The organism is Marinobacter sp. LV10R520-4 (assembly GCF_002563815.1).
In the GTDB taxonomy this organism is placed as follows: Bacteria; Pseudomonadota; Gammaproteobacteria; order Pseudomonadales; family Oleiphilaceae; genus Marinobacter.
Genome location: NZ_PDJM01000001.1, coordinates 3,502,743 through 3,528,583, shown reverse-complemented (window position 1 = coordinate 3,528,583; position 25,841 = coordinate 3,502,743). Strand labels below are relative to the sequence as shown.

General features: G+C 54.9%; 23 protein-coding genes, 1 tRNA gene and 1 pseudogene. 12 read left to right on the top strand and 13 right to left on the bottom strand.

The features are described 5' to 3' along the window. Positions 1–2 precede the first annotated feature (2 nt). The 3 genes from uvrC to ATG98_RS17105 all read right to left on the bottom strand — a co-directional run bounded on the left by uvrC (position 3) and on the right by ATG98_RS17105 (position 2,861). Positions 3–1,865, bottom strand: a complete 1,863-nt coding sequence (uvrC, locus tag ATG98_RS17115) for an excinuclease ABC subunit UvrC (RefSeq protein ID WP_098423921.1) — start codon at positions 1,863–1,865, stop codon at positions 3–5. Continuing rightward, the gene (uvrY, locus tag ATG98_RS17110) at positions 1,849–2,499 is read right to left on the bottom strand and encodes a UvrY/SirA/GacA family response regulator transcription factor (RefSeq protein ID WP_098418303.1); all 651 of its coding nucleotides are present in this window, start codon (positions 2,497–2,499) and stop codon (positions 1,849–1,851) included. Before uvrY ends, uvrC begins: the two co-directional genes overlap by 17 nt. Positions 2,500–2,600: 101 nt before the next feature. Beyond that, complete coding sequence (locus ATG98_RS17105; RefSeq protein WP_098418302.1) at positions 2,601–2,861, bottom strand: hypothetical protein; 261 nt, start codon at positions 2,859–2,861, stop codon at positions 2,601–2,603. A gap of 218 nt (positions 2,862–3,079) precedes the next feature. Here ATG98_RS17105 and ATG98_RS17100 point away from each other — a divergent pair, with 218 nt between their 5' ends. From ATG98_RS17100 to ATG98_RS17075, 6 genes are all read left to right on the top strand, one after another. Further along, on the top strand, positions 3,080–3,421 hold the full coding sequence (locus tag ATG98_RS17100) for a phasin family protein (RefSeq protein WP_098418301.1): 342 nt from the start codon (positions 3,080–3,082) through the stop codon (positions 3,419–3,421). A gap of 88 nt (positions 3,422–3,509) precedes the next feature. Beyond that, entirely contained in the window at positions 3,510–5,318 is a 1,809-nt protein-coding gene (locus ATG98_RS17095) for a PHA/PHB synthase family protein (protein ID WP_098423920.1), read from the top strand. A gap of 127 nt (positions 5,319–5,445) precedes the next feature. Then, on the top strand, positions 5,446–6,159 hold the full coding sequence (locus ATG98_RS17090) for an AzlC family ABC transporter permease (RefSeq protein WP_098418299.1): 714 nt from the start codon (positions 5,446–5,448) through the stop codon (positions 6,157–6,159). Further along, positions 6,152–6,496 carry a branched-chain amino acid transporter permease gene (locus tag ATG98_RS17085; RefSeq protein WP_098418298.1) on the top strand — a complete coding sequence of 115 codons (345 nt, stop codon included), beginning with the start codon at positions 6,152–6,154 and terminating at the stop codon, positions 6,494–6,496. The genes ATG98_RS17090 and ATG98_RS17085 overlap by 8 nt, the downstream gene beginning before the upstream one ends. A 19-nt stretch (positions 6,497–6,515) precedes the next feature. Further along, a complete protein-coding gene (locus ATG98_RS17080) occupies positions 6,516–7,463 on the top strand; it encodes an AEC family transporter (RefSeq protein ID WP_098418297.1) in 948 nt (315 codons plus the stop codon). A 91-nt stretch (positions 7,464–7,554) separates the two neighbouring features. Beyond that, a complete protein-coding gene (locus tag ATG98_RS17075; protein WP_416376603.1) occupies positions 7,555–8,454 on the top strand; it encodes a RibD family protein in 900 nt (299 codons plus the stop codon). Here the strand turns inward: ATG98_RS17075 and ATG98_RS17070 are convergent. From ATG98_RS17070 to ATG98_RS17055, 4 genes are read right to left on the bottom strand one after another with little or no spacing between them, the layout of a single operon-like run. After that, positions 8,429–9,382 carry a lysylphosphatidylglycerol synthase transmembrane domain-containing protein gene (locus tag ATG98_RS17070; RefSeq protein ID WP_098418296.1) on the bottom strand — a complete coding sequence of 318 codons (954 nt, stop codon included), beginning with the start codon at positions 9,380–9,382 and terminating at the stop codon, positions 8,429–8,431. The two genes, ATG98_RS17075 and ATG98_RS17070, sit on opposite strands and share 26 nt — an antisense overlap. Before the next feature lie 5 nt (positions 9,383–9,387). Then, positions 9,388–11,340: a glycosyltransferase family 4 protein gene (locus tag ATG98_RS17065; protein ID WP_098423919.1), complete on the bottom strand. Its 1,953-nt coding sequence runs from the start codon at positions 11,338–11,340 to the stop codon at positions 9,388–9,390. After that, on the bottom strand, positions 11,327–11,725 hold the full coding sequence (locus ATG98_RS17060; RefSeq protein WP_098423918.1) for a 6-pyruvoyl trahydropterin synthase family protein: 399 nt from the start codon (positions 11,723–11,725) through the stop codon (positions 11,327–11,329). The genes ATG98_RS17065 and ATG98_RS17060 overlap by 14 nt, the downstream gene beginning before the upstream one ends. A 54-nt stretch (positions 11,726–11,779) precedes the next feature. Next, entirely contained in the window at positions 11,780–12,793 is a 1,014-nt protein-coding gene (locus tag ATG98_RS17055) for a zinc-dependent alcohol dehydrogenase (RefSeq protein ID WP_098418293.1), read from the bottom strand. A gap of 64 nt (positions 12,794–12,857) precedes the next feature. On the opposite strand from ATG98_RS17055, the gene ATG98_RS17050 reads away from it, so the two are divergent. Together ATG98_RS17050 and ATG98_RS17045 are read left to right on the top strand one after the other, a co-directional pair. Beyond that, positions 12,858–13,619 carry a CDP-alcohol phosphatidyltransferase family protein gene (locus ATG98_RS17050; protein ID WP_098423917.1) on the top strand — a complete coding sequence of 254 codons (762 nt, stop codon included), beginning with the start codon at positions 12,858–12,860 and terminating at the stop codon, positions 13,617–13,619. Continuing rightward, positions 13,606–14,241, top strand: a complete 636-nt coding sequence (locus ATG98_RS17045) for a YceI family protein (protein ID WP_098423916.1) — start codon at positions 13,606–13,608, stop codon at positions 14,239–14,241. Before ATG98_RS17050 ends, ATG98_RS17045 begins: the two co-directional genes overlap by 14 nt. A gap of 23 nt (positions 14,242–14,264) precedes the next feature. Here ATG98_RS17045 and ATG98_RS17040 read toward each other — a convergent pair whose 3' ends face one another. Continuing rightward, positions 14,265–15,191: a DMT family transporter gene (locus ATG98_RS17040; protein ID WP_098423915.1), complete on the bottom strand. Its 927-nt coding sequence runs from the start codon at positions 15,189–15,191 to the stop codon at positions 14,265–14,267. A 114-nt stretch (positions 15,192–15,305) separates the two neighbouring features. On the opposite strand from ATG98_RS17040, the gene ATG98_RS17035 reads away from it, so the two are divergent. After that, the gene (locus ATG98_RS17035; protein WP_098423914.1) at positions 15,306–16,169 is read left to right on the top strand and encodes a LysR substrate-binding domain-containing protein; all 864 of its coding nucleotides are present in this window, start codon (positions 15,306–15,308) and stop codon (positions 16,167–16,169) included. On the opposite strand, the gene ATG98_RS17030 is transcribed toward ATG98_RS17035, so the two are convergent. Further along, on the bottom strand, positions 16,096–17,796 hold the full coding sequence (locus tag ATG98_RS17030) for a L,D-transpeptidase family protein (protein ID WP_098418288.1): 1,701 nt from the start codon (positions 17,794–17,796) through the stop codon (positions 16,096–16,098). The two genes, ATG98_RS17035 and ATG98_RS17030, sit on opposite strands and share 74 nt — an antisense overlap. A 171-nt stretch (positions 17,797–17,967) precedes the next feature. Here ATG98_RS17030 and ATG98_RS17025 point away from each other — a divergent pair, with 171 nt between their 5' ends. Further along, on the top strand, positions 17,968–18,732 hold the full coding sequence (locus ATG98_RS17025) for a murein L,D-transpeptidase catalytic domain family protein (protein WP_098418287.1): 765 nt from the start codon (positions 17,968–17,970) through the stop codon (positions 18,730–18,732). Between the two features lie 45 nt (positions 18,733–18,777). Further along, a complete protein-coding gene (locus ATG98_RS17020) occupies positions 18,778–19,467 on the top strand; it encodes a haloacid dehalogenase type II (protein ID WP_098418286.1) in 690 nt (229 codons plus the stop codon). 57 nt (positions 19,468–19,524) lie between these two features. Here ATG98_RS17020 and ATG98_RS17015 read toward each other — a convergent pair whose 3' ends face one another. From ATG98_RS17015 to ATG98_RS17005, 3 genes are all read right to left on the bottom strand, one after another. Beyond that, entirely contained in the window at positions 19,525–21,300 is a 1,776-nt protein-coding gene (locus ATG98_RS17015; protein WP_098423913.1) for a bifunctional diguanylate cyclase/phosphodiesterase, read from the bottom strand. A 6-nt stretch (positions 21,301–21,306) separates the two neighbouring features. Further along, a complete protein-coding gene (locus tag ATG98_RS17010; protein WP_098423912.1) occupies positions 21,307–22,797 on the bottom strand; it encodes a methyl-accepting chemotaxis protein in 1,491 nt (496 codons plus the stop codon). A gap of 297 nt (positions 22,798–23,094) precedes the next feature. After that, positions 23,095–24,048 carry a DUF2860 domain-containing protein gene (locus ATG98_RS17005; protein WP_098418283.1) on the bottom strand — a complete coding sequence of 318 codons (954 nt, stop codon included), beginning with the start codon at positions 24,046–24,048 and terminating at the stop codon, positions 23,095–23,097. A 458-nt stretch (positions 24,049–24,506) separates the two neighbouring features. Between ATG98_RS17005 and ATG98_RS17000 the strand changes: the two are divergent. Further along, positions 24,507–25,448: pseudogene (locus tag ATG98_RS17000) on the top strand (IS1595 family transposase). Between the two features lie 244 nt (positions 25,449–25,692). Here the strand turns inward: ATG98_RS17000 and ATG98_RS16995 are convergent. Beyond that, positions 25,693–25,783, bottom strand: a tRNA-Ser gene (locus ATG98_RS16995). Positions 25,784–25,841 lie beyond the last annotated feature (58 nt).

The window sequence follows — 25,841 nt, the reverse complement described above, 5'->3', positions numbered from 1 at the left end:
GCCTACTCGTCGTGCAATGCTGCGTAAATGGTTTCAGCCAGGGCCTTGCTGATGCCAGGAATTTTAATCATTTCGTCAATGCCCGCTTTGCGCAGCTCTTGTATGCCCCCAAAGTAACGTATCAGATCGCGCCGGCGCTTTGGACCTACGCCTTCGATACCCTCAAGGGTAGACTGGCGACGCTTTTTATCTCGACGCGCTCGGTGGCCGGTAATGGCAAAGCGGTGTGATTCGTCACGAATGTGCTGAATCAGGTGCAGCCCGGGTGAATCTGCTGGCACCCGGAATAGCCGCCCGGTGACCGCGTCGATCAACTGTTCCATGCCCGCCCGCCGGGCAGCGCCTTTTGCAACGCCAATCAGCGGAATGTCTGTAATTTCCAAAGACTCAAAGACTTCACGGGCAATATTAAGCTGGCCTATACCGCCATCAATAAACACCAACGAGGGCCTCTTGCCTTCCCCGGCTACCAATCGCTTGTAGCGACGGGTCAGAACCTGGCGCATAGCGGCGTAATCATCGCCGCCGGTAATACCTTCAATGTTGTAGAGCCGGTAATCACTTTTCAATGGGCCGTTTTCATCAAACACCACACAAGACGCGACTGTGTTTTCGCCATGGCTGTGGCTGACATCAAAACACTCCATGCGTGTCGGTGTTTCTGCCAGATCCAGCAGGTCTTTTAACGCCAACAACCGGCGGTATACGGTTTCCTTGCTGGCCAGGTGCGTCAGCAGCGTCTGGCGCGCGTTGGTTTGCGCCAGCTCTAACCAGCGCCTACGCTCGCCGCGCACATTACCACGAATGCGGGTGTCTCGCTTGGCTGCCTCTGACAAAGCTTCTGCTAACAGCGCCATGCCTTCCGGTTCAGAGCTCACCAAAATATTCTGGGGGATCTCGCGACGGGTGTCTCCGGCAAAATAGTACTGGCCCAAAAACGCCGCCAGCAATTCACCGTCAGACTGCTCAATGATAAATCGCGGAAAGTAGTCTTTAGTACCCAGCACTCTGCCACCACGCACAATAATAACCACCACACACACGATGCCCGCGTCTTGGGTTATGGCGATCACATCAGCATCGCCGCCTTCACCGTCAACCGACTGCTGCTCCTGAACATGTCGCAGGTGGTTCATTTGATCGCGGTAAGCAGCGGCCTTTTCAAAATTCAGTTCTGCCGCCGCCGTTTCCATAGCCTGCATCAGATCCTCAATCACCACCGGATTCTTGCCTTCAAGAAACATCGCTGCTCGGCGTATATCCTGCTGGTAGTCCTCTGGCGAGATATAGCCCACACAGGGCGCGGTGCATCGATTGATCTGATATTGCAGGCAAGGTCGGTTTCGGTTCCTGAAATAGCTTTCGTTACAGGATCTTATGCGGAATATTTTTTGTAAAACATTAAGGCTTTCTTTAACCGCGCCCGAGCTGGGAAAAGGCCCGAACCAGGTTCCTCCACCTTTTTTCGTACGCCCTCGGCGAAAGGTCAGTGAGGGATAATCCTGGTGCGCGGATACATAAATGTAAGGGTAAGATTTATCATCCCGCAGCAGTATATTGTAAGGCGGCCGCAACGACTTAATCAGATTCTGTTCTAGCAGCAAAGCTTCCGTTTCGCTGCCGGTTATGGTGACCTCTATGGAACAGATTTTTGCCACCAGAGCCTGGGTTTTTGGCGCCAGGCCGGTGTTACGGAAGTAGCTACTAACCCGGTTTTTCAGATTGCGCGCTTTACCCACGTACAGCACCGAGCCGGCGGCGTCGAACATCCGGTAAACGCCTGGCCTTTCGGTAAGTTGCTTAAGGAAGTGCCGGCTATCAAAAGGCGCCGCCGGAGGGGCGGCCGCATCAGACGATACTGGCATCGTGAAACCCGAGGCGTACAACCATGAGGGCCAGCTCAACATCACTGGAAATACCGAGTTTTTCAAACACGCGGTAGCGGTAGGTATTGACGGTTTTCGGGCTTAAGCAGAGTGCGTCGGATATGTCCTGAACTTTTCTGCATTTCACCACCATCAACGCTATTTCACGCTCCCGCTCGGAAAGACGTTGGAACAACATCAGTTCCGGGTGATCTTCATTGCCCTGCCCCAACGCCATTTGCTGCGCAATTTCCGGGCTGATGTAGCGCTGTCCGGCGTGGGCTTTGCGCACAGCACGAATGATTTCGCGAATATCGGCGCACTTGGTAATATAGCCTGACGCACCGGCCTGCATAACCCGAACCGGATAGGGGTTATCCGCACAACCGGTTACCACAACTACCCGAACGGCGTCATTCAATCGCAGAATTTTGCGGGTTGCTTCAAGACCACCAATACCTGGCATGCGGATGTCCATCAACACCACATCGGGTGGGTTACGGCGCACCTGTTCAATGGCATCTTCACCATTTTTAGCCTCGCCGATGACTTCGATGTCCGGGTTATCAGACAGCATGCGTGAAAGCCCGGATCGAACCAGGTCATGGTCGTCTACCAGTAACACTTTGATCAATATGCACCTCACACACAGCTGTTAACATTCAGACCGCAATTGTAACGTTTAACGCCGAATCACGATAGGCAACAAACCATAACGAAACATCACCAACATCGTCAGCGCTGGGCCTGCGGCCTGTCCAGACTGGCGGTATTAGTGACTGGATCAAACCACACTACTAGCTCGCCCTTATCCACCGCAGCCTTGACTCTGCTGGCTTCCACCAGCGGGTTTTCCTGATCGTTCAGGCCGTGATAACGAGTGCAGTATTCTTCAACAAGACCCAGTATCTGGTCGTCGGCCAGCATATCGGCAGGTACAACAAATAATTCTTCTCGCGGGTCCTGTTCAGATACCGTTGAAAACGACTCGTTCATTATTTAAAACCTCGGTCATTGAATCATAAATATCGAAGGTCTAATTGGTGCGCCCACTCAAAACAATTTAGTATGCTTGTAACAAAAATTTCATGCGGTGCCTTGTATACTCATTTTGGCTGCAAAGGGACAAACTTCCCTGTTGTTCACTTAGAGCTATTATACGTTAATGTGAAAAGCTTTTCTTTAATGATTCCAATCACAAAGGATCTGCAAACATGAATAATGATATGTTCAAAAAAGTCAGTCGCCTGAACGAAACTATGCTGGAACAACTGGGCAGAGCCGCAGAAATGCAGATGAACGCATTCCAGCGCTACTCCGAGATGGCACTGAGCCAAGCAAAAAAAGCCTCTGAGGTTCGTGACCTCGACGGATTGAAGAGCCTGGCGACAGAACAGTCCGAAACACTCAAAACACTGAGCGAACAATTCACTGCCGATATGAAGTCGTGGCAGGAATATGCCAGCGAAGCTCGAGAAGAAGTTCAGAAAGCTGTAGCCGGTGCGGATGAAGAAGCTACCGCACCAAAAGGCAAAGCGAGCTCGCAAAAAAGTTAATTGCGTCTGGCATCGGAAATAATAGCGTTTGTGGTCAGTCAAGTTTCAATTCTTGACCGGCTACTTTTGTTTCTTTGAGGAGTTCTGCATGCTGGGAATGGAAAAGCTAAGTAAAACCAAAAAATTAGTGGCAGGTGTTGTTGACACTAATGTACGCCGTGGCCAGGAGAAACTGGCGAAGATGCTGAGTGACAAAGGCTTGGTTAGCCCAACTACTCTGTCAATGATGGGCGAAATGTCGGACATTTATAAGGCCATGGCCGCCGATGTTGCAAAGAATCCGTTGCGCACAATTTCTGCAGAAAGTGACTTGCTGCGCAAATATCTGGCGTTAGGTTCCTACACGTTCAGCCGCGCAATGGGTAAAGATCAGGATTCGGTGGCTAGCCCTGAATCCGACGACCGTCGTTTTCAAGCGGAAGAATGGTCCAAACATTTGCCTTTTGATTTGTTGTTACAAGCTTATTTGATCAACTCTCAGGCATTTCAAGATTGGTTGGAGGGCATGGACAACCTGCCCAAAGACACCCGTGACCAAATGCTTTTTTACGCGCGCCAGGTCACCAGTGCGCTGTCCCCTGCCAACTTCCTGGCCACCAACCCGGAAGCGCTGCGCATTACCTGGGAAACCAAAGGTAAGAACCTGCTGACAGGCGGCAAGCAATTTATTGACGACTACAAACAGAATCCAAAACTGTTCAACGTGGGCATGACCGACCGCTCTGCGTTTGAGGTCGGTGGCAACCTGGCAACAACGCCAGGCAAAGTTGTATTCCAGAACGAACTGATCCAACTGATCCAGTACACCGCGACAACAGAAACCGTCGCTAAGCGCCCGGTATTGATCGTGCCACCCTGGATCAACAAGTTTTACATTCTGGATCTGACCGCCCGCAACTCGTTTATTCAGTGGCTGGTTAATCAGGGTCAAACGGTATTTGTTGTTTCCTGGCTCAACCCGGGGCCCAGCCAAAGAGACCTGGCGTGGGACGATTACATGGAGAAAGGCGTGGTAGCGGCGATGGACAACGTTACCAAAGCGACCGGCGAAGCGAAAATGAACCTGATTGGGTACTGCGTTGGTGGCACCCTGGTGGCATCGACCCTTTCTTGGTTGAAGAAAAAAGGCCGCAAACCAACCGTCAGCGTTACCTACTTTACCACGCTGCTGGACTTCACTGATCCAGGCGGCATTAGCATTTACATCAACGATCGTTCGCTTGCGGGCATCGAGAAGATGATGAACAAGAAGGGCTTCCTGGACGGCCGCGCCATGGCCTTCACCTTCAATCTGCTGCGGGAAAACGAGTTGTTCTGGTCTTTCTGGACCAAAAACTACCTGAAAGGCGAAAAACCAGCGGCCTTTGACCTGCTGTACTGGAACACCGATGGCACCAACCTGCCGGCAGCGCTGCATGGCCCTTACCTGCGGGAAATGTACCTGAACAACCGTCTGGTGCAGCCGGATTCTCTGTCGTTCTGTGGCGAGACCATCAACCTGGAAGAGATTGACGTGCCGTCTATGTTCATCGCCGCACGCCAGGATCACATTGCCAAGTGGAAGTCCTGCTATACCGGCGCTCAGGTTCACGGTGGCAAAGTACAATTCTTGCTGGGCGGCTCAGGCCATATTGCGGGCATTATCAACCCGCCATACAAAGAAAAGTACGGTTTCTGGACCAACAATGTGGATACATTGCCAGAGAATCCGGACGACTGGCTGGCAGAAGCCGAGCAGCATCCTGGTTCATGGTGGCCGCACTGGGTTGAGTGGCTGGCCCAGTATCAGGGCGACCAGGTTCCTGCCCGCGTCCCAGGCGAAGGCAAGTTGAAGGCGTTGGAAGATGCCCCTGGCAGTTACGTGAAAGTCCGCGCAGCGGACGCAGCGAAAAGCTGATAACGGAGTGTAAAGTGGTCTGCCCGAAAACCGCGGCGAAGCTTATGCTTCGTCGCGGTTTTTTGGTTCTTCAATCTGCGCTTTAAATTGATTATCATTGCCGCCCCTGAAAATAGTTTGGATGCTAATGACTCCCTCTGCGTTTCGACTCACCTTGCCAATCCTGTTTGGCTATTTGCCGCTGGGCATGGCGTTTGGCGTACTGTTTGCAACTCAGCTTGATTATCCCTGGTGGATAGCCCCGCTGATGGGTGTGCTGGTATACGCCGGTGCCGGGCAGATACTGGCTGTCAGTTTGCTGGCCGCCCATGCCGGATTGCTGGAAGTGTTTATTGCGATGTTTGTGCTGAACGCCCGACATCTGTTTTATGGCCTGTCTTTGCTGGGCCAATTTCGCGGCGCCGGCTGGCGCAAGCTGTATTTGATATTCGGCCTGACCGATGAAACTTACTCGCTGCTCACCAGCCGCCAGCGCACCCAGAGCCGCGAGCAGGAGTTGCATACGGATTTCCGCATTACCCTACTGAACCAGTTGTACTGGGTGGTCGGCTGCGCGGCCGGTGGGTTTTTGGGTCACAGCGTTGCCTTCAACAGCACCGGCATTGAATTTGCGTTGATCGCGCTGTTCATCGTGTTAACCATTGAGCAGTACAAAGCGCTGGGCGAAACCTTTCCGCTCTGGCTGGGTGCTCTGGCCGCCGGGGTCGCTATGGCCGTTCTGCCAGCACCGCACCAACTCATCGGAGCCATTGTGATCGTTTCACTGGTGTTGTTACTGCAATACCGCCGGCACAGAGACGCTCTGGCCCGCAATCGCAGCGGGGAGGCAACCCATGGCTGAGAACCTGTTTCAAAACTACTACCTGTCCAGCTTTATAGCAGTAACGGTACTGGCAACGTTCGCCACCCGCATCATTCCGTTTGTGTTTTTCGAGCGCCACACTGAGCACCCCCTCATCAAACACCTGGGGCGCTATTTACCCGCCGCTGTTATGGCGTTGCTGGCTATCGTATTTTTACAACGCTCGGCGACATGGTCTTTACCCGTTGTTGGCCTGGATGCTCTAATCCCCGGCGCTCTGGTGGTGCTGATTCACCTTTGGCGCCGTAACGCTCTGCTTTCTATTGCTGCAGGCACCCTTCCGTATATGGCCATTCAACAGGCCGGCCTGTTCTGAATCATAGGAAAGCACCGCCATGGAGTTGCTGAACACATTTGCCCAAACCCTCGAAACGACACTGCCCGTCTTCATTATGGTCTTTATTGGCATGGGGCTGCGCCGCGTTAACTGGATAGACGACGCGTTCGTCAATACCGCGTCTGGCCTGGTGTTCAAAGCAACATTGCCAACGCTGATTTTTCTGAGCATTATCCGGGCGGACCTGGGTATCGCCCTGAACCCCAGTTTGCTCGTGTTCTTTTTACTGGCGACCCTTGGCAGCTTTGGGTTGGCTTGGGTGTGGGCGCATTTCCGCGTTCGCCGGGAAGACCGCGGCGTGTATGTGCAGGGAGCATTCCGCGGTAATTGTGGCATCGTAGGGCTGGCGCTGGCGGCCAATCTGTACGGCGATTATGGTTTGTCTGCCGGCGGCATTCTGCTGGGCCTGGTGATTATTTCCTACAACATCTTGTCGGTGGTGGTGCTGCTAGCCTATCAACACGGCCAAAGCGCCAGCCCAGGCAAAATCCTCCACGACATTCTGCACAATCCGCTGATTATTTCGGTGGTTATTGCCATTCCAGTGGCCGCGCTGAATCTGGAACTGCCCGCCTGGGTAATGACATCGGGGGATTACTTTGCGTCTCTCACCTTGCCGCTGGCACTGATGTGCATTGGCGCCACCGTATCACTGGGCTCCATTCGCACCGACAGCCGCACGGCCATGGGCGCCAGCCTGATGAAAATGGTAACGATTCCAGCACTAGCCACTCTGGCGGCATGGCTTTGGGGCTTTCGCGGCGCAGAACTGGGTTTGATGTTCCTGTTTTTTGCCAGCCCGACGGCAGCGGCCAGCTTTGTGATGGTCAAAGCGCTGGGGGGGAACGACCGCCTGGCCGCAAACATCATCGGGCTGACCACGTTGCTTGCCAGCGTGACCGTTACACTCGGGGTATTTGTTTTGCGCAGTTCCGGCATTATTTAGCCTGGTTGGGTGTACCTTGCACGCTTTCCCTGTTTAGATACAGCCAAAGCAACCGGACCGACTGGCTATGGATAGACTGGCTATGGATAGAGTGGCTATGAATAGACTGGCTATGGATTCCCCACTTCTGGACACCCATTCAGCCTGGCAACTTATCCTGCAGGCTCGGGATTGTGCCGACGTTATTTTGCCTGTTCCAAACGGCACAGCACCCGCACTTGCGTTGTCTGAAGCCGGCGGAAACTGGCGTTTATTGCGCCCTGCCAACGAGCACGCAAAGCGGCTGTTTGATTTGTTTCTTCCGTTGGCAAGCCCACTGGCAGACGGCCAGACCACATCGGTTATCGGCCAGTTAGGCCAGAGCCTGGACGGCCGTATTGCCACGGTGAGTGGCCATTCACGATTCATTAATGGTGACGATGGCATTACCCATTTACATCGCATAAGGGCGTTATCAGACGCGGTTGTGGTGGGCGCTGGAACGGCCGTGGCCGACAACCCCCAGCTTACGGTCAGACGCACCTCTGGTGACAATCCGGTACGGGTGGTTATCGACCGCCGCCGCCGTGTGCCCGTCAGCCATCACCTGTTTACCGACAACGCAGCACCAACACTGCGGCTGGTCGCTGGCGATTACCAATCCGGCCCGAAACCCAAGCTAAAACGGGGTGTTTTAGAAGTTCCGTGCCTGGGTCACAACCAGCAACCCGTTTGCCCCTCGCAGATACTGGCGGTACTGGCGGATTTTGGTTTGCACAAAATATTTATAGAAGGTGGCGGAGTGACTGTGTCGTCATTTCTGAACGCGCAATTGCTGGACCGATTGCACGTAATGGTGGCGCCGATGATCATCGGTAGCGGTCGGCCGGCGTTTACACTGCCCGAAATCGATCATCTGGACGACGCCCTGCGACCCAGGGCAACCATGGTCAGTCTGGGATCTGATATGCTGTTCGCTCTGGAGTTCAAGGTAAACCACGGCGGCCTTTAAGCAGCACCAGGGCGCCGGGACAACTGCCGATAAACACCAACGCACCGTAGCCGACACTGAGCGCTACGCCCTGCTCTGCCGGTAACCCGGCCAGCGGCCACAACAAAGCTGCGGCCCCTTCGCGTATACCCCAACCGGCCACGGTCAGTGGTACGACCATACTCAGCAATAGCACCGTACACAGCGCCAGCAGCACAACCGCCGCTGCGGCGCCGTTAACGTAATCCGCAGCCACCGCCAGCAATAAAAACACCGCAAGATAGCTGGCCATAACCAACAGCGAGGATATTAACTGCAGCGGCAACGCTGGCCAGCTGAACAAAGCCTGGCGCACATCATCACGCAAGGCCAGAAGGTAAGATTTGAATCGTGCGCTGTAACGCCGTAGCAACAGCAAACCGCCCGCTATTGCCAGCAGCAAAATAGTGGGCAACCAGCCGATTGCAGCAGAAGAGTCCGCCAGCGACGGTTTGAACACGTTTGCCTGCCAAAGCACAGCCAGGCCCAGGCCAACCACCAGCGCCAGAACCAGCTGCCCAGACAACCGTTCAATCGCCACCGCGTGAGCCGCTTTTTGTCGCTTGCCGGCTTTGGCGCCGTGGCGCATCGCTCGGTTCACATCACCAAGCACGCCGCCGGGCAAAACCTGGTTTATAAACGTGGCCAGGTAATATTCCTGCACCGCATCACCTAAGCCGATGCTCAAGCCCAGGCGTTTGCCAGTGTAACGCCAGCGCCAGGAAGAAATGACAACCTGAACCGCACTCAGTACAACGGCCGGTAGTACCACCCAGAGCGGAATTCGTTGCAGCTCCCGCCACAGGGCGGTGGTATCCACCAGCAGGAAAAGTGCGCCAAGCAAAGCCGCACTCGCCAGCCAGCGCCAGGCAGCGGTGCCCCGCGCGCCCGTTTTTGCCGTAGCAGACATATCGGCTACCCGGCCCTTGGCGGCAACGCGAGCAGATCCTCATGGCACACCGTAATGCGCAACTCCCCTGTGCCCAGCTGCCCTTCTCTGGCGTCAAGCCAGCCCCTTAAGCGTGCGCTCAGATCCGGGTCCTGCTGGATGGCGGCATTGACCCAGCCGTGCATCAGTTGGCGCGCCAGTTCGGCATGCTCTTCACCTGCACCTAAATCCACGCCCAGCTTCCAGTCACTGGCGGCAATGTGCACCTCAAAGCCACATTTTTGCAGTTCTGCGGTCAGCGCTGCGGTAGCACTTGGCCCCAGTGCTGCTCCCAGGCCTTTGTCTCCGTGTTGGTGTTGATTCACCAGTGTGCGCAACAGGTCGTCCTCAGGGTGCTGCGGACTAAGCTCGAAGCGTCCGGCGTAGCTCAGCACAACCAATAGGGCCGCGCGTTCGTCCGCTACTTCTTTTACCAGCGCCTGCAGCCATTGGGCCGACACCAGATCAATCAGCGCCGATGCGGTCACCAGGCGTGTATTCGCGGGTAATAGCCCGGCAAACGTGTGTGGTAGCAGCTGTAAAGCCCGGGTCTCGACGTTCAGACCCAGCGGCGCCAGTCGCGCCGTTGCGGCTGCCAACAAACCCGTGTCCTGATCGATCAAAAGCCATTTCTGCGGGTTATCAAGTACCTTAGCCAAATACCCGGCATTGGACCCCAGCCCGGTACCCAGATCGACCAAGGTGGGCAGGTGTTGCCCAACCTCGTCCCCCGATTGCTGTTGTAGCCAGTCACGCAGCCTGGTGTTGAGGTCTTGCGACCGCGCCTGATAGTCCGCCGGCTGCCGCAGGCTGAGCCAGTCAGCGCTGAACCCGGTATCCGGGTGATGGCTTTGAAAGTCGGTTAGCGCGGCCGTAAAGGCCGCGGCTGTATCGGCCCAGGTGCGCACAAGCCGCGACTCGGAGTCGGCACTAAGGCGGGCCTGGGCCAGAGCGGCAGGGTTGGTTATCCAGTTACGCAAACGTTCGCGCAACGCTGCCACATCCCCCGCGTTGTACATCGCAACACCGCGGCGATCGGCGGTATACAACAAAGCGCCACCGTTGGAGGAAATAACCGGCAAACCGGCACCCAGTGCTTCATCAATCACCATGCCATAGCCTTCGTACAGCGACGGCAACACGAAGATATCGGCGTTGCGGTAAAGTGCTGCCAGCGCATCGCCGTCCACTTCGCCGGTCAGCGTAATACTCGAACACAAATCAGCCTGCTGAATCTGCCGGCGCACCTGCTCGGCGTAGTGCGGATCACGATCACAGGCACCCGCCAGAACGCACTGCCACGAGGGTAGCTCTTTCAACCCGGAAAGGGCTTCTACCAACTGATGCTGGGCCTTACGCGGCGACAGTTGCGCAACGCATAACAGCCGTATCGTCTTTGTGTCCTCAACCGTGCCACCGGCAGAGTGTTCCGGCGCACCCAAAGCACGCTTTTCGACACCCGGTTCGGCGATGCGGATGCGGTCTGGCGATACGCCAAAATCCTTAAGGCGTTCTGCGGTGAAGCGGCTGGTGGTCACAACGTGGGGCACCGCCGCCAGCGCCCGCTTTTCGGCGGCAAAGAACCACGCTTGCTGCTGCGAGCTCAGGCCAGTTTCATCGGCCAGCGGATGGTGAATCAACGCGACCAGATTCAGCCGTGACCGGTGTGCTTCCAGTATGTCTGGCATGGCGCTCATGGCAAGTCCGTCGAGCACCACCCAGGACTGTTCTGCCGCACTCGCAAGCAACTCGTTCATGGCAGTCAGCGCCACCATATCGGGTTGCGGAAACTGGCCTGGCAATCCCGCTAACCGGGTATTGGTTCCGGCATTGTTCAGCGCGTTTACCAACTCGCGCACGTAGCGGTACCCGCCGGTATTCTGTTGCGGATCACCCGGTACAACAAACAGCAGTTCGTGGCTGGATTCAAATGTCGCCATGGTAGCTGGCCCACGCAATATGGGATTCGGCCAAGGTTACCTTAACGCTTTCAACACCCTTGCCTGACTCCCCCAGTTGGCCGGCTCGAATCGCCGCGGCAAGTCGTTCAAATATGACCTTTGCCATAAATTCGGTGGTGGTGTTGCGGCCTTTGAACTCTTCCACGTCGTCCAGGTTTTTCATATTGAACTCCGCCAGCAGTGCTTTCAGCTGCTCTGAAGCCAGGCCAATGTCGACAATCAAATCGTCATGGTCAAGCGTCTTACGCTCAAAGCTAACGTCGACAATATAAGTGGCACCGTGAGTTTTCTGGGCCGGCCCAAAAATTTCGCCGTTAAAACTGTGGGCAATCATGATGTGATCGCGAACGGTCAGGCTGTACATTTAAATCTCCTTTGGCAAAGCATAATGTGCAGAGCTATCTGTAAAGAGCTATGACTAATAACGAATTCGATGGCATAACGTATCATCACCCGGGGCGAGAATTTGCGCCATGGTGTGCGGCATTTGCTCGAACGGGGTTTCGGCGCTGATCAGAGCGTCCAACACCGGATCTTGTAGCAATTCCAGAGCCAGCGTCAGGCGCCGGCGATAATCCCAGCGCGGCTTGCGGAGCGGGTTAATTCCACCCACCTGGCTGGATTTCAGGGTCAGGCGACGGGGATGAAAGGCCGCGCCCAGGGGTGCGTTGACGGGCTGGTCGCCGTACCAGCTCATTTCCACCACCGTTGCCTCCGGACCGGCCAGGCCAAGGGCTGTCGCCAGGCCGGCGCTTTGGCCACTGGCATGAATCACCAGGTCAAAATCATCAAAGCTGCTCTGGCTGGCGAAGTTCAGGCCCAGCTTACGCGCCACCGCTTCGCGACCAGGGTTGGTGTCCAGAGCGACGACGTGGGTTCCGGGTATGCGGCTGGCTAACCAGGCTACAAGCAAACCAACAACACCCAGGCCTACCACCGCAATGCGGTCGCCCACGCCCGGCATGGCATCCCAAAGGCCATTTACGGCGGTCTCCATATTGGCTGCCAATACGGCACGAGCAGCAGGTAAACCCGGCGGCAAAGGCGTAACGGCCGCAGCAGGCACTTTATAACTCTGTTGATGGGGGTACAGACAAAATACGGTCTTACCGGCTAGCGCCTCGGGACCACTGGTAACCCGGCCAACATTGGCGTAGCCGTATTTCACCGGCCAAGGAAATTCTCCCTGCTGAAAAGGTGCGCGCATACTCTGGTGCTCGCTGGCGGGCACTCGTCCGTGAAATACCAGAGATTCGGTGCCACGGCTCACACCGGAGTACAACGATTGCACGGTTACCTCCGTGTCTTTAACACCTGCACTCGTGCCTGGCGGACTATTCAGCACAGTGTCCAGTATTTTCCCTTCGCCAGCGGCGGTAATCCAGAATGCCCGTGTCGCTGCGTGCGATGAGCCATCATTTGTGGAACTCATCCAGTGCTCCTTGTGTCTATAATAAATGCAAGACAGTCTACAGAATTACTGACGGAGTTCACTGATGAATTCAGCACCCCAAGCGCGGGCGCAAGGCCTTGCGCCATGGATGGATCTGCTGTGGAGTGCCGGAGTGCTGGCGGTTTTGTCTGCACTGGTGATTTCGCCTGTTGCGAACACTCAGGCAGCTGCAGTCGCACTCGCCACCGCGGTAACTATCGTTTTGTATGGTGCCATTGTGGCGAGTGTGGTCACACGCTGGCCGCCACACCAGGACTTTGGCTGGGCCAACCGGGCAACTCTGCTGCGCGGATGCATAATCATTGTATTGGTTGCCGTTGCCTTCGCTATGGCCGCGGGTGCTGAACTGTCGGTTAACAGCCTTTGGTGGTATGCCGTTGCGGCTTTGTTGGCGCTGATACTGGACGGCGTAGACGGCCAGATCGCGCGGCGCACCAACAGCGCCAGTGAGTTCGGCGCCAGATTCGATATGGAACTGGACGCCCTGTTTATTCTTGGTCTGTGTCTGATGGTTTTCGCCATTGGCAAAGCCGGCGCCTGGGTGCTGGCGCTAGGCCTGATGCGTTATGGATTTGTAGCGGCGGCCTGGGCTCTGCCCTGGATGAACCAGCCGCTACCGCCGAGCTTTCGCCGCAAAACAGTGTGCGTATGGCAGATTGTCACGCTCATGGTGGCGATTGTGCCGCCAGCGCCTTCCCTGCTTGTCAGCGTGTCGCTGGCAACGGCGCTATTACTATTAACCTGGTCGTTTTTTCTAGACGTATATTGGCTCTATCAACGGAGAAAAAAATATGAAACAGCCTGAAACAAAACTTACTGCCGGAATCGTTACACCATCTTGGCGTCGAATTGCCGCCACTGCTGTAGTGCCAATCTGCTTGGCCATGGCTCCACTGGCTCACGCCGAGCCGACCAATTTCAAAGTCGATGATGAGCACTTTTCCATGGTGTTTGAAATCATGCACATCGGCTACGCCCCGGTGATGGGCATGTTCCGCGAGATAGAGGGAGAATTTGTTTACGACGAGGAAAACCGTGAGCTTAGTTCCGGCAAGCTGATATTCAAAAGCGACAGCGTTTTCACCAATCACAAAAAGCGCGACGAGCACGTTACCAACAAAGACTTCCTCGACAGCTCCAAGCACTCCGACATTGTGTTCACCGTGACCGATTTCAACACCACCGGCGATAACACCGGCCAGGTCACCGGAGACCTGGCCATGCTCGGCCAAACCAATCCAGTTGTGTTAAACGTAACACTCAACAAATCTGCGGTTTATCCGTTCGGGCACGAGGAATACACGCTGGGTATTAGCGCCGAAACCAGCCTGAAACGCAGCGAATGGGGCATGACCTACGGTCTTGATGGCGACATGGTAGGCGACGAAGTCACCCTGCGTTTTGGTTTTGAGGCCATCAAGCAATAGGGTTAGCTCTAAGCTGACCGACTCTAGACCGGTTGTTGGCGGCCAGATTTTATAGACGCCACCACCGAGCCAGCCACTACCAGTAACGCCGCCACCGGCAAACGCCAATCCGGGGCGGCAATGCCCGCAACAACCAAAAGCACTGCGGCCAATACCGGCACCGCATAGGCCAAGCTGCCAATCAACGCCGTAGGCCCGGTGCGCAGAGCCAGGTCCCAAGCCACCATAGCAAGCCCATAAGGCCCAAGGCCAAGAGCAATGCCGGCCAGCAAGGCGCCACCGGAAGGCATTCCCGGCGTGCTTCCAGCCAAAGTGTCAGCGGTTGCCGCGCCGGCGCCTGCAACCAGAAACAACAATGGCATCAACGGTGCAATTGCTACCGGAGCTGCCTGACAAATCCACGAATACAATGCCCAGCAACAAGCCGCCAGCAGTGCCAGTGCATACCCGGCATAATGTTCGCTAGCGCCCGCACTCAGGGAATCAGGCGCTATCAATACCGCTGCGCCACAAAATGCAATACCGGCCCCGACGATGACTGGCAATGGAATGCGCCGGTGAAACATCCATTGGCTAAGCACAATAAACAGTATGGGCCAGGTATAAGTAATCAACGCGGCCTCCGCAGCGGGCGCCTTGCCCATGCCCGCCAGATAACCGACCACGGCGCCAAAAATCAGCACTGGCACCAATCCGTAAATCACCAGTTTCCACTTCAGCGACAGCGCCACCTGCCTGGCTTCCGTTCGCGCTTTTTTGCGCTTGCGCAACGTCGTGGGCAAAGCTGCCAGAGCACCACTTAACAAAGCAATTGTCGCCAATCGAAACGGCGGAACTGCGCTTGCGATATCCACCAGCAGCGGCGCAATCGCCCACAGAACAACGGCAACAAGCGCCGCAAAAACGCTGAGGTAAAGCGGTTGATACAGGGCAATGGTGTGGCTGTTCACGGTTAGTGCTCCCTTGGCGCTGCTGAATTAGCAAGGCAGGACCTAACCCTATACACTTTCAATACATCACAAAATCGACATTTTTTGATTGATGACCTAACAGGAATTGATGAATTGAGACGGCGCATTCTGGATTTGAACATGTTGCACACGCTGGTTGCGATTGCCGACGCCGGCAGCATAACCGCGGCGGCTGAACGCCTGGCTTACACACAATCGGCTGTGAGCATGCAACTGCGAAGGCTGGAGGCATCACTGGACGTTGCCCTGCACGAACCCGCAGGGCGTAAAATTCGCCTGACAGCAGAGGGGCAAAAGCTGGTGGGTTACGCACGAAAAATGCTGGCGTTGAACAGCGAAGCGGTAGACGACGTGCAGCGCCGACAGATCTCCGGCGAGCTGAGCCTGGGTATTCCCGAGGATTACGCTTTTCTGCTGACGTCTGTGTTATCGCACTTCAGTCAGCGGTATCCGGCGATTCAATTACAGGTTATTTGTCGCTCTAGCGTCGATCTGGTGAAGCAAGTGCAAGACGGCGACCTGGATATGGCCGTGGTGACGCGCCAGGTGCGCTCACCGGGCGGTGAGGTGATTCGCTGCGAACCGCTGGTATGGGCCGTTGGCGCCACCGCGCAACCATCACTGGCCGACCCGATACCGCTGGCGCTTTATTCGCCCGGCGCAGACGTGTTTCGTGATGTTGCTGAAGCGTCGCTGGCCTCGGCGGGCCGGAGCTGGCGTATGGCCTACTCCAGCCAGTCCATGACCGGACTTTTACCGGTTGTCGTGGCTGGTTTGGCGGTGGTTGTGGTGACCCGCAATATGCTAACTGACCAACTGCGGGTGATTGACGAGCGCAGCGGCATGCCGGCATTACAATCCGTTGAAATCGCCCTGCATCGCTCTATTGGCCGGCCATCGGAACCGGCACGTCAGCTGGCGGACCTGATTCGGACTCACCTGGCGTCCAATGATTAAACTCGAACCAGCCCTGTGATTCCAAAGGCTGGTCGAGCGCTTTCTGCAGTCTGGCATCTTTTTGATAAATATCCGGGCGGAACACCAGCTCGCCGTCTTCGCCCGGGTGTACCGTCCAATAATGCAGTATGACCGGCATCGTGCGCCGCAAGTTAATGTTGCGAGTGTCTCCAGTCGCTATTAATGCGTTCACATCCGCAGCCGTGTCGGTGTCGTCAAACAGCAGTTGTGCCAACTCCGCTATGCCTTGGACCCGAATGCAACCGGAGCTGAACGCCCGCTGCTGGCGCCCGAACAGCGCCTGCGCAGGCGTATCGTGCAAATACACCAGGTGGTTGTTGGGGAAACGCAGAACCAATTGCCCGAGCGCGTTCATCGGGCCCGGGCCCTGGCGCAGCATAATGCTACCGGGATTCCACCAGTCGATCTGTTGCGGATCCAGGCGCTGCCCCCGGAGGTCAAGCACGCTCATATTCTGGCGATACAGATAATCAATGTCGTCGCGAATTTTTGGCAATGAATCTTCCCGATAAATGGTCGGCGGCACCGTCCAGGTCGGGTTAACGGTCAGATGGGTAATTTCAGAGCGCAGCGACGGCGTGCTGCGGTAAGGTTGGCCAACCACAATCCGCGAACGCCAGATTTCGCCGCTAGGGCGAAAGTAGCTGATGCGATAACCGGCAATGTCCACCAGAATAAAAGAGCTGGCTTCACCGTGTAACAACCAGCGGGCACGTTCCATATTGGCTCGAATCTGGTCAATACGCTCGCCTACAGTCACATTCAAAGCGTCTCGTGTTTGCTGACCCACTATACCGTCTGTCTCCAGCAAGTGATGCTGCTGAAAAAGACGCACGGCCTCTACCAGGGCTTCATCGTATCCAAGAAGATTCGCAGTCTGTTCTTCGGGCTTGCCAGCAGGCATGTCGTTTTGTAAGTCCGCGCCCCCTATCATCGCCAATCGCTGGCGCAGCAGAGGGACGTCGGCGTCGACATCCCCCGGCCTTAGTGACTGACGTCGTTGCGGCAACTGCGGCCAGCCGCCTTCCATCTGGATGTTGCGATAGTATGCCAACCCTGCACGCAGGCGCTGGTAAGGCGCCGGGTAAGGCCGTGCCAGGGAAAACGCCTGTTCAAAACGCTGCGCATCTACCGCCTCGGAAATTCCCGGATAATCCAGAGGGCGCGCCATAATCGGTATTTCCCACTGAGGATCTATCTGGTATGGGTCCACTTTGCCGCGCTGCAGGTGCGTCAACGCGGTCAACAGGATTCGGCTCAGCGACAGCTCAAAGCGCAGGCGGTCACTGGCTGTTGTGTAAGGTGTCTGCAGTTGACGATAACGCGCCATAATGGCGCCGGGTTGGTAGTCGGCTACATTCAGACCATCACTTTGTAGGGTATTGAGTGCAGCCGCAAAAGCCGCAACCGATTCACTGTGCTGCCACACAAGCCGACCGTCTCTGGCCGCGTAAAAAGCGCGCAAATCCTCAGTTTCAAACGATAGGTAAGCCACGAAATCTTCGTCTGGCTCGCCGTTTTCCTGAGAAGCCAGGCTTTGGTAAGCAACGCCCAGCCAAAATATAAACATCAACAAAACGCAGCTTAGCGCATGGCGCCTCAGCATACAGTTCCTCCATGTGCCAGCGGAAATCTGGCTATTTCAGCTTCTATCGTTATAATAATGGTCCTAGCGGAAAACCGGATGATCCGCTTTTATAATGACAGCATGATCCGCCATTACCAGTAAGACAGTCCAACGTCAGGTAAGGTCCTGCCTTTAATACGGATTTTCTGGATGCCGATGATACGTTTAAACCGATGGCTGCTCGGCGCAGCTTTTTGTAGTCAAATAATTCTGGGTGGCCACAATGCGATGGCCGCCAACTCCGACAAACCAGCAAAAAACGCGACCGTTAATACCGCAACTTCTAATAGCGCAACGCCTTCAGCCCAGCAAACTCGCCTCAACAACACACTGGCAAGGCTGGCACCAAAAGCCAATCCACAAGTCTTGCGCTTGGCGGCACGTGCGCTGGCCTGCGCCCAACCCGATGCCGAGAGACTTGCCGTCATCGATTTTTCATTGCCATCCACCGAGCAGCGGCTTTGGGTGTTTGACCTGAAACGCCAGAAACTGCTATTTAAAGAACTAGTGTCCCATGGCCGGGGCTCCGGCAATGCCGAGGCCGAGTCATTTTCGAACATTCCGGAAAGCTATCAATCCAGTATTGGCCTGTTTCGCACGCTCAACAGTTATCACGGCCGCAACGGCTACTCATTGCGCCTGAAAGGATTGGAGGCAGGTGTAAACGATCTGGCCTACCAGCGGGCCATCGTGATTCACGGTGCCGACTACGTCAGCGAGAACTTCATAGAACAAACCGGGCGCCTGGGGCGCAGCCACGGCTGCCCTGCGGTTCGCCAGGAAGTGGCCATCAAACTGATCGATAGCCTGAAAGAAAACCAGTATCTGTTTACCTATTACCCGGATCCCGAGTGGTTGGCAACGTCTGAATTCTTAAGCTGTAAACGCACAGATGCCCGACTGGCCATGAACTGATGTCTAGTCTCCGCGATTAATACTGCAACCCAAAAGAGAATGCTCATGCCCGACAAGAAGTTTCCATCCATTATCGTGTTTGATGTGAATGAAACACTTCTCGATATAACCACCCTGGAGCCTTTATTTCATCGCGTGTTCGGCGACCGGCAGGTGCTGAGAGAGTGGTTTTCAGCATTGGTTCTGTATTCACAGACAATGACTTTATCCGGTCTTTATACACCCTTTGGGGAGCTTGGCGTTGGCGCACTGCGGATGACCGCCGACATTCACCAAGTGGACATCGGGGATGACGATATTGCGGAGCTGAAAAAGCGGATGAGTACAATGCCGGCACATCCGGACGCTATTCCAGCTCTTATCCGGTTGCGCGATGCAGGTTTCAGACTGGTAACCCTGACCAACTCGGCCAGCGGCGCTTCGCCCACCCCGCTGGAAAAGGCTGGATTAAGCCACTTTTTTGAGCGAACCTTCAACATCGAGGAGACGGGTAAATTTAAACCCGCCCCTGAAACCTATCGCCTGGTCGCCAATGCTTTGTCTGTCGAGACCTCAGACCTTTGCCTGGTCGCCTGCCACCTTTGGGACACCATAGGCGCTCAGGCAGCGGGCTGCCGTGGTGCGTTTTTAACGCGCCCTCACAACGCTATTCTGACAGCGCCTGGTGTGCCCCTTCCGGATCTGGTTGCAGCCGAACTGACAGCCCTCGCCGATCAGATTATTGGCTACCGTTGACTCGGTATAGAAACGCCCGGCTGTGGCACTAAAGCCAGGCGGGCCGTGCAAACCAGGTCAGTCTAAAAGAGCCAATTTGCGTTCATCAGGCGTCTCGTTTAGAGACGCAATATTACTTACAATCTGGATCCCGCTTATTGCTTTCTTGGCTTTGGACTTGGCAACCGCTGCGGTCGCTGCCAGATCTGCCGCGGAACCAAATGCCCTGCTATCTGCAACAACGATTCCTGCCGAGAGAGCCACCAGGGGGAACTGCCTTGGCTGGCCATCACGATCTTCACCGGTTATGAAACCCGCCTGACGTATCGCTTCCGGATAACGCGTCGCTGCCTCTAAAGCAAAAAGCTGTTGCACTTCTTTGCAGCGCTTTCGGATTTCAAGTCGGTCGCTGAACACCACAAAATCATCCCCGCCAATATGACCGACCCACTCATTATCCCCATTGAAAACCGCACACAGTTGTCGTGCCAACGACAAGATGACCTCATCACCTTTGCTATAGCCCAGCAAGTCATTGAAAGGCTTAAAGTGGTCAATGTCGAAGTAAATGCAGGTGAACGGATTGTTTTGCTGAAGCCGGCGAACGGCTTCCTGCTGAATCAGAACATTCCCCGGCAACTGAGTAAGAGGATTGGCATGTCTTGCCTGCTCCACCCGGCTCCGGGTCATCAAACGAAGCAGAGACCGGGTTGAACCCAACCCTATGTACAGGCCATTCCTGGTTACGATGAAATGCTGCTTGAGATAATGAAGGTCGTCCTCTAAAAGCGACTGACTTACGGCTTCCAAAGATTCGTCATGCTCCACGACAAGCGCATCGTAGGCGGTCAAACTCGACACCGGCTTTGTCTCATTAAGTGCACGGCCATAGGTAGAGCTGAACACTTCCATCACACGCCACTTATGCAGCAAACCGAGAGGCCGGTCATTGTCCACCACGGGCAACGCAAATATGGAGGGCGAAGATTGCAGGACCTGCCAGGCCTCGCCCAGTGACGCCGTTGGAGCAAGTGGCACGATGTAGCGCCCGAGATATCCCGCATCGGAGGTCGCCTGGCCCCCGCCGACGGGCAACGGCTTGTCCAGTGCTGACAATTCGGCAGTAGGAAACGGATTGGGGCGCCCCAACAGGAAGCCCTGAATCAGATGAATTCCCATTGAGCGCAGCAGCGTCAGCTCAGCAACCGTCTCCACGCCTTCTGCAATCAGCCGGCACCCCAGCCGCTCACAGAGGTTGATGACGGACCGAACGAACTCTTTTTTCACCAAGTCTCGATCAACATCGCGTATAAAATGCCGGTCAATTTTGACAAAATCCGGCTGGATTTCAGACCAGAGTTTTAACCCGGAATAACCCGTGCCCAGGTCGTCTATTGCAACCCGGAAACCCCGTTTCTTCAATGCAATCAATCGAGCCTTTAACGCCTCCGGGTTATCCGCCGGATAACGTTCGGATAGTTCAATAACGACGTTTTCCGGCTTGAGACCGTTCGTCGTCAACAAAGACTCTAAGCGATCCTCTGAAAACTCTGTGGGTAGCAGCAGCCCCGGTGAAACATTCACGAAAACCAGGTAACTGACTCCGTGACGAATGCAGCTTTGCCCGGCCTCCAGCAGACATGCCTGCTCCAGGCTAATCACCTGCCCGCATTGCTCTCCTGCCTGAAACAATGCAGGAGCCCCATGGAGGGGGCTGTCTGAAGGTCCCCGGCTAAGTACCTCATAGCCAAGAACGGTTCCTTTCTGGCAGTCAACAATGGGTTGAAACATCGTTGAAATCAGCTGCTGATCAATAATGCGCTGTAACTCTCTCGCTTGGTCACCGGCTGTCATTCTGACTTATGCCTCCTGAATCTGGAAACGACCAATCAGGGCTCGCAGCGATTCTGACTGCCCACGCAACTGATCGCTCACCGTCTTCGTGTGACCGATATGCTGCTCCAGGCCCTGAGAGCTTTCTCCCAGCGCATCCGCGCGCCGCCCTACCCGGCCAATCTCATCCCGTTGAACGTGAATTGCCTCGTCTACCTCAGTGGTAAAATGGCTGAGATCATCAAAGGTTTGCTTAAGTGCCACCAGGTGGGTCTTGAGTGTTCCCAGCGTCTCCCGGTTAGTGCCACCGGCTGCCCGGGTCTCATCCAGTAAGCCGTTAGCACTTTTAACCTGGGCTACCAGTTCGCCAACCCACTGACGCACCTGATTGGTGGAGTCACCGGTGCGGCGGGACAGGCTTCGTACTTCATCGGCCACAACGGCGAACCCCCGACCCTGCTCTCCGGCGCGAGCCGCCTCGATGGCTGCGTTCAGGGCCAGCAGGTTGGTCTGCTCGGCGATGCCCGCGATCACGTCAATCACCTGTTCGATCTTTTTACTGGAACCGTGAAGCGCCTCAATCGCTCCTGCCACGCGATTGATAACCTCAATCGCGTGTTCAGCGGCACGCTCACTCTCGCGCAGCTGGTTCTGAACATCATCGTTGCCTTCCACAGCGCCAGTAACCTGCGTTCGGGAATGCTGTGCTGATTGCTCAATCCGGCTTGCGCTCTTGGTAATAGCACTCATTGATGAAACCACATCGTGGATCTGGCGAGTGTTATGTAGCGAAGATGCCTGCACTGCATCAGCCTGCTCATCCAAATTGGCTGAACGCTGTTGTAGGGCGGCCGCAGCGTCGGTGACGTCACCCACGAACAGTTTGAACTTTTCGATCAAACCGTTGATTGCCAATGCCACAGCCGTTACTTCATCACGCCCCGAAATCGGCAGCGGAGTGGAAAGGTCTGAAGCGGCTTCCATGGACCGGAGGCGTTCCGCAATCAACTGAAGCCTTGTGGTCACCGTGCGGCGGAGCCAGTACGTCAATAGCAGGACGCCAAGCAAAACAATAAGGGAGCCTGCAACCAGGAAGTGCTGTTGCTGGTCGAGAAATTCGACCAGCGCGGCCGACCCTGCCTCCGCCTGTTGGCGGCCAACCGAGCGCCGGGCATCAATATCGTCAAGCATGGGATCAAGGGCCTGATAAAGCTGAAAGTCCACCACTTTACCGGCCGAATAATAACTGGCTTCGTCGATAGGTTTTTTCAGAGCCACAAGCAGACTTAAAACGGCCTGATGGGCCGCCATGTTCTTCTCAGCCCAACTTTGCAGGCGCGGGTTCTCAAGAGCTGACTGCCATTGCGCCTTTATCGCTGCCGAAGTTTCTTCAAACTGTGCGTTGATCTCATCCCACAGCAACAATTGGGCTTTAATTTTGTAGGAAAGATCTTTGAGCTGGCGGTGGCTGCGATCCAGATCGGTGAGCAGCCAAACATCCGACATCTGCTCTCGCACGAGTCGATCCGTCGCCTCCTCAGCCTCCCGCACTACTGACATAGAAAGCCATGTCAGACCGGCAAGAGCGATTAAACAAAACCCAGAAAACACTACTAAGCGCTGACGGACCGTAAGACGCATAACGTGAACTACCTCTCGAAACGTTCACGCTGAGCATAGGTCATGATCATGACAGTTTTGTTTCAATGGCGTGTGTGCCAGAGGCATTCTTTAAATATGATCAAATCTTTCAATACTTTAAAGGCACGGCGCCAATGAAATTCCGAGGGGATGGTCTTTCACGAGTCAGCCTGACTAGAACTTGTAGTTCAAACCAACTGCAAGCAGGTAAGACGATTCATCGTAAAAGATGAGGTTGGATTGGGTGTCGCCATAGCCGGCAAAAGAAATAAACGACCAATCCTTCCACTCTATGAAGTCCGGGTATTCGTAAGCCGCAAACAGGCTAAACTCATCATCTGATCGCGTTTTATTGAACAGTGTGCTCGCACTGTCATAATCTCGCCTGGCGTAACCCGCAGTTAACACCAGGCTGTGTTTGCCCAGAATATTAAACCAGCTGATATCGGCGCCATAAGAGTCGAACGAGTTTGCACTACCATCGGCATCATGTTGAATGTAAGTGACCGAAGGTGTCAGAAAGCTGGTGGGCGCTACGGTGAAGCGATAACCGCCTTTGGCATAGTAGCTTTCAGCATCGCGCGCCAGGTCAGTGCCGGCGTTGAGGTCGTCTTCAACATCTGTGGTGGCGTAGGCAAGATCCAGACTGAAGTTGGAACCTGAGATGCTCTCAAGCTTCAGGCGGTAGGCATTGCCTGTGATGTCGGTCTCCCTTCGAGCGGTGTTGAGCTGATATGGGTTTCGCCAGGTTTCTCCGGATACCACCGTTGGTAAAAAGGACACATCCACAACAGTGCCCGAGCTGAGCTCATGTTTATAACCCAGCTCCATCGCCAAGGTTCCCACCGCGATATCTTCTCTTGAGGTACCAAAATAAATCTGCTGCCTGAGTTGCTTGCCAAAGGTATAAGCGATGTTTCCGAGCGGTGCTATCAGGCTTTGTGACTCACTTTGTGCCTTGTTTTCCAGCGAATTGATTGTTGCGTCACCTTCGGTATTAAAATTGGAGGTTGAGGACGTAACACCCGCATTCAATGAGATTTCACCACTGATTCCTTGCTGGGGGGCTAATTGTGCGTAGCTGGGCAATGCGATGAAAAGAGCAGAAAGTGCCAGGTACTTTTTCATTCGGAAGCTCCAATCCAGGGTTGAATGCGGCGCAAAGGTGCTCAGGGCACGCAGGCGGTGTTCTGCCCATCTGATATGACTATGCGGGCAAGGCAGAGTTCTATTTCAGCAAGGTCATGATGAGACATACGATCACTGGTCACTTGAAAAGCGATGGTGATATCGAGCCTGACTGATTATTTGCGATGCAATGCTACAGAGATCGCGACAGGTGACCATCGCCATCCATGAACGGGTGCATAAACACAAAATCAAAATTGCATGTTTATGCTTGCCTGCCCTGTAAGCCCACTTTTTTTACACTCAACACACTTTTTTTACACTTAATCCGTAATCTACTATTTTTTCTACAAAAGAATCCATAGCAGGCCAAAGAGTTTTCTGATTACTCACGTTAATCAGCCACGCTGCCGCCATTTTGGCATACACTGATTATATACAGTACAGGAGGCAATCTCATGGCACGTAACCCAATTCAGTTCCAGCCCGGCCTGTCGTTGCCGGCTTTTCTCAAGCAATACGGCACAGAAGCACAGTGCCAGGAAGCCCTTTTTCAGCACCGCTGGCCCAAGGGATTTGTGTGCCCTGACTGCGGCAATGCTACCGGCTGCCGGCTATCGAGGGGGCATTACCAGTGCCATCGCTGTCATCATCAGACGTCACTGACCGCCGGCACTCTCTTTCATGCGACTCACCTGCCGTTGACCACCTGGTTCCTGGCCATTTATCTGCTGACCCAGCGTAAGAGCGGTCTCTCGGCATTGCAGCTGTCTCGGGATCTCGGTGTCACTTATAACACGGCCTGGAAGCTCAAACACAAGGTGCTGCAGGTCATGTACGATCGCAACCAGGGAGAGAGGCTCAGCGGCCGCATCGAGATTGATGACGCCTATCTGGGCGGCTAACGGTCAGGAAAACCAGGTCGTGGTGCCGAGCATAAATTCCCCTTTGTCGCTGCGGTACAAACTAATAGCGAGGGCCACCCGATGCGGGTTCAGCTTCGCCGTGTGAGTGGCTTTACCCTGGCCGAGGTGCGTCGCTATAGCCAACAGGCCATTGCGCCCGGAAGCCACGTTGTCAGCGATGGTCTCAACTGTTTCCGGGCCTTTGACACGGCCACCTGCGTCCACGAGCGCCACATCACCGGAGGCGGTCGTGCCAGCGTGGAAAATCCTGAGTTCAACTGGGTCAACACCCTGCTCGGCAACGTTAAGAACGCGATCACTGGCACTTACCACGCTATCCGGGAGCAGCATGCCCCTCGCTACCTCGCTGAGTTCGAATACCGCTTCAATCGGCGCTACGATCTCAAAGCCATGCTTCCGCGGTTCCTCACAGTCGCAGCCCGGACACCGCCTATGCCCTATAGGCTGCTAAAGATGGCTGACTCTTATGCGTAATTAGGTCGAATTATGTGAGTTTGGAATGGATTTCGAGGCAGCTGGGCCACTCTGACACCAGCATGGTGAAAAAGCACTACGCTAAATGGATTCCGGACGACTCACCAAAAATGGCAGCAAAAATCTCTCAACAACTTGGTTTTATTGTGGACAGTAGCGGACAGTGAAATCTCAACTTAGGCCCAAATTAGGCCCAAACAAAAAAAAACCCCTGAATTTATTTAAGAAAATCAGGGGTTTAATATGGCGGAGAGAGAGGGATTCGAACCCTCGAAACGCTATTAACGTTTACACACTTTCCAGGCGTGCGCCTTCAGCCACTCGGCCACCTCTCCTAAAACAGAGTCGAATCAGCAAGATGATCACCGATTCGAGGGCGCAGACTTTAATGGT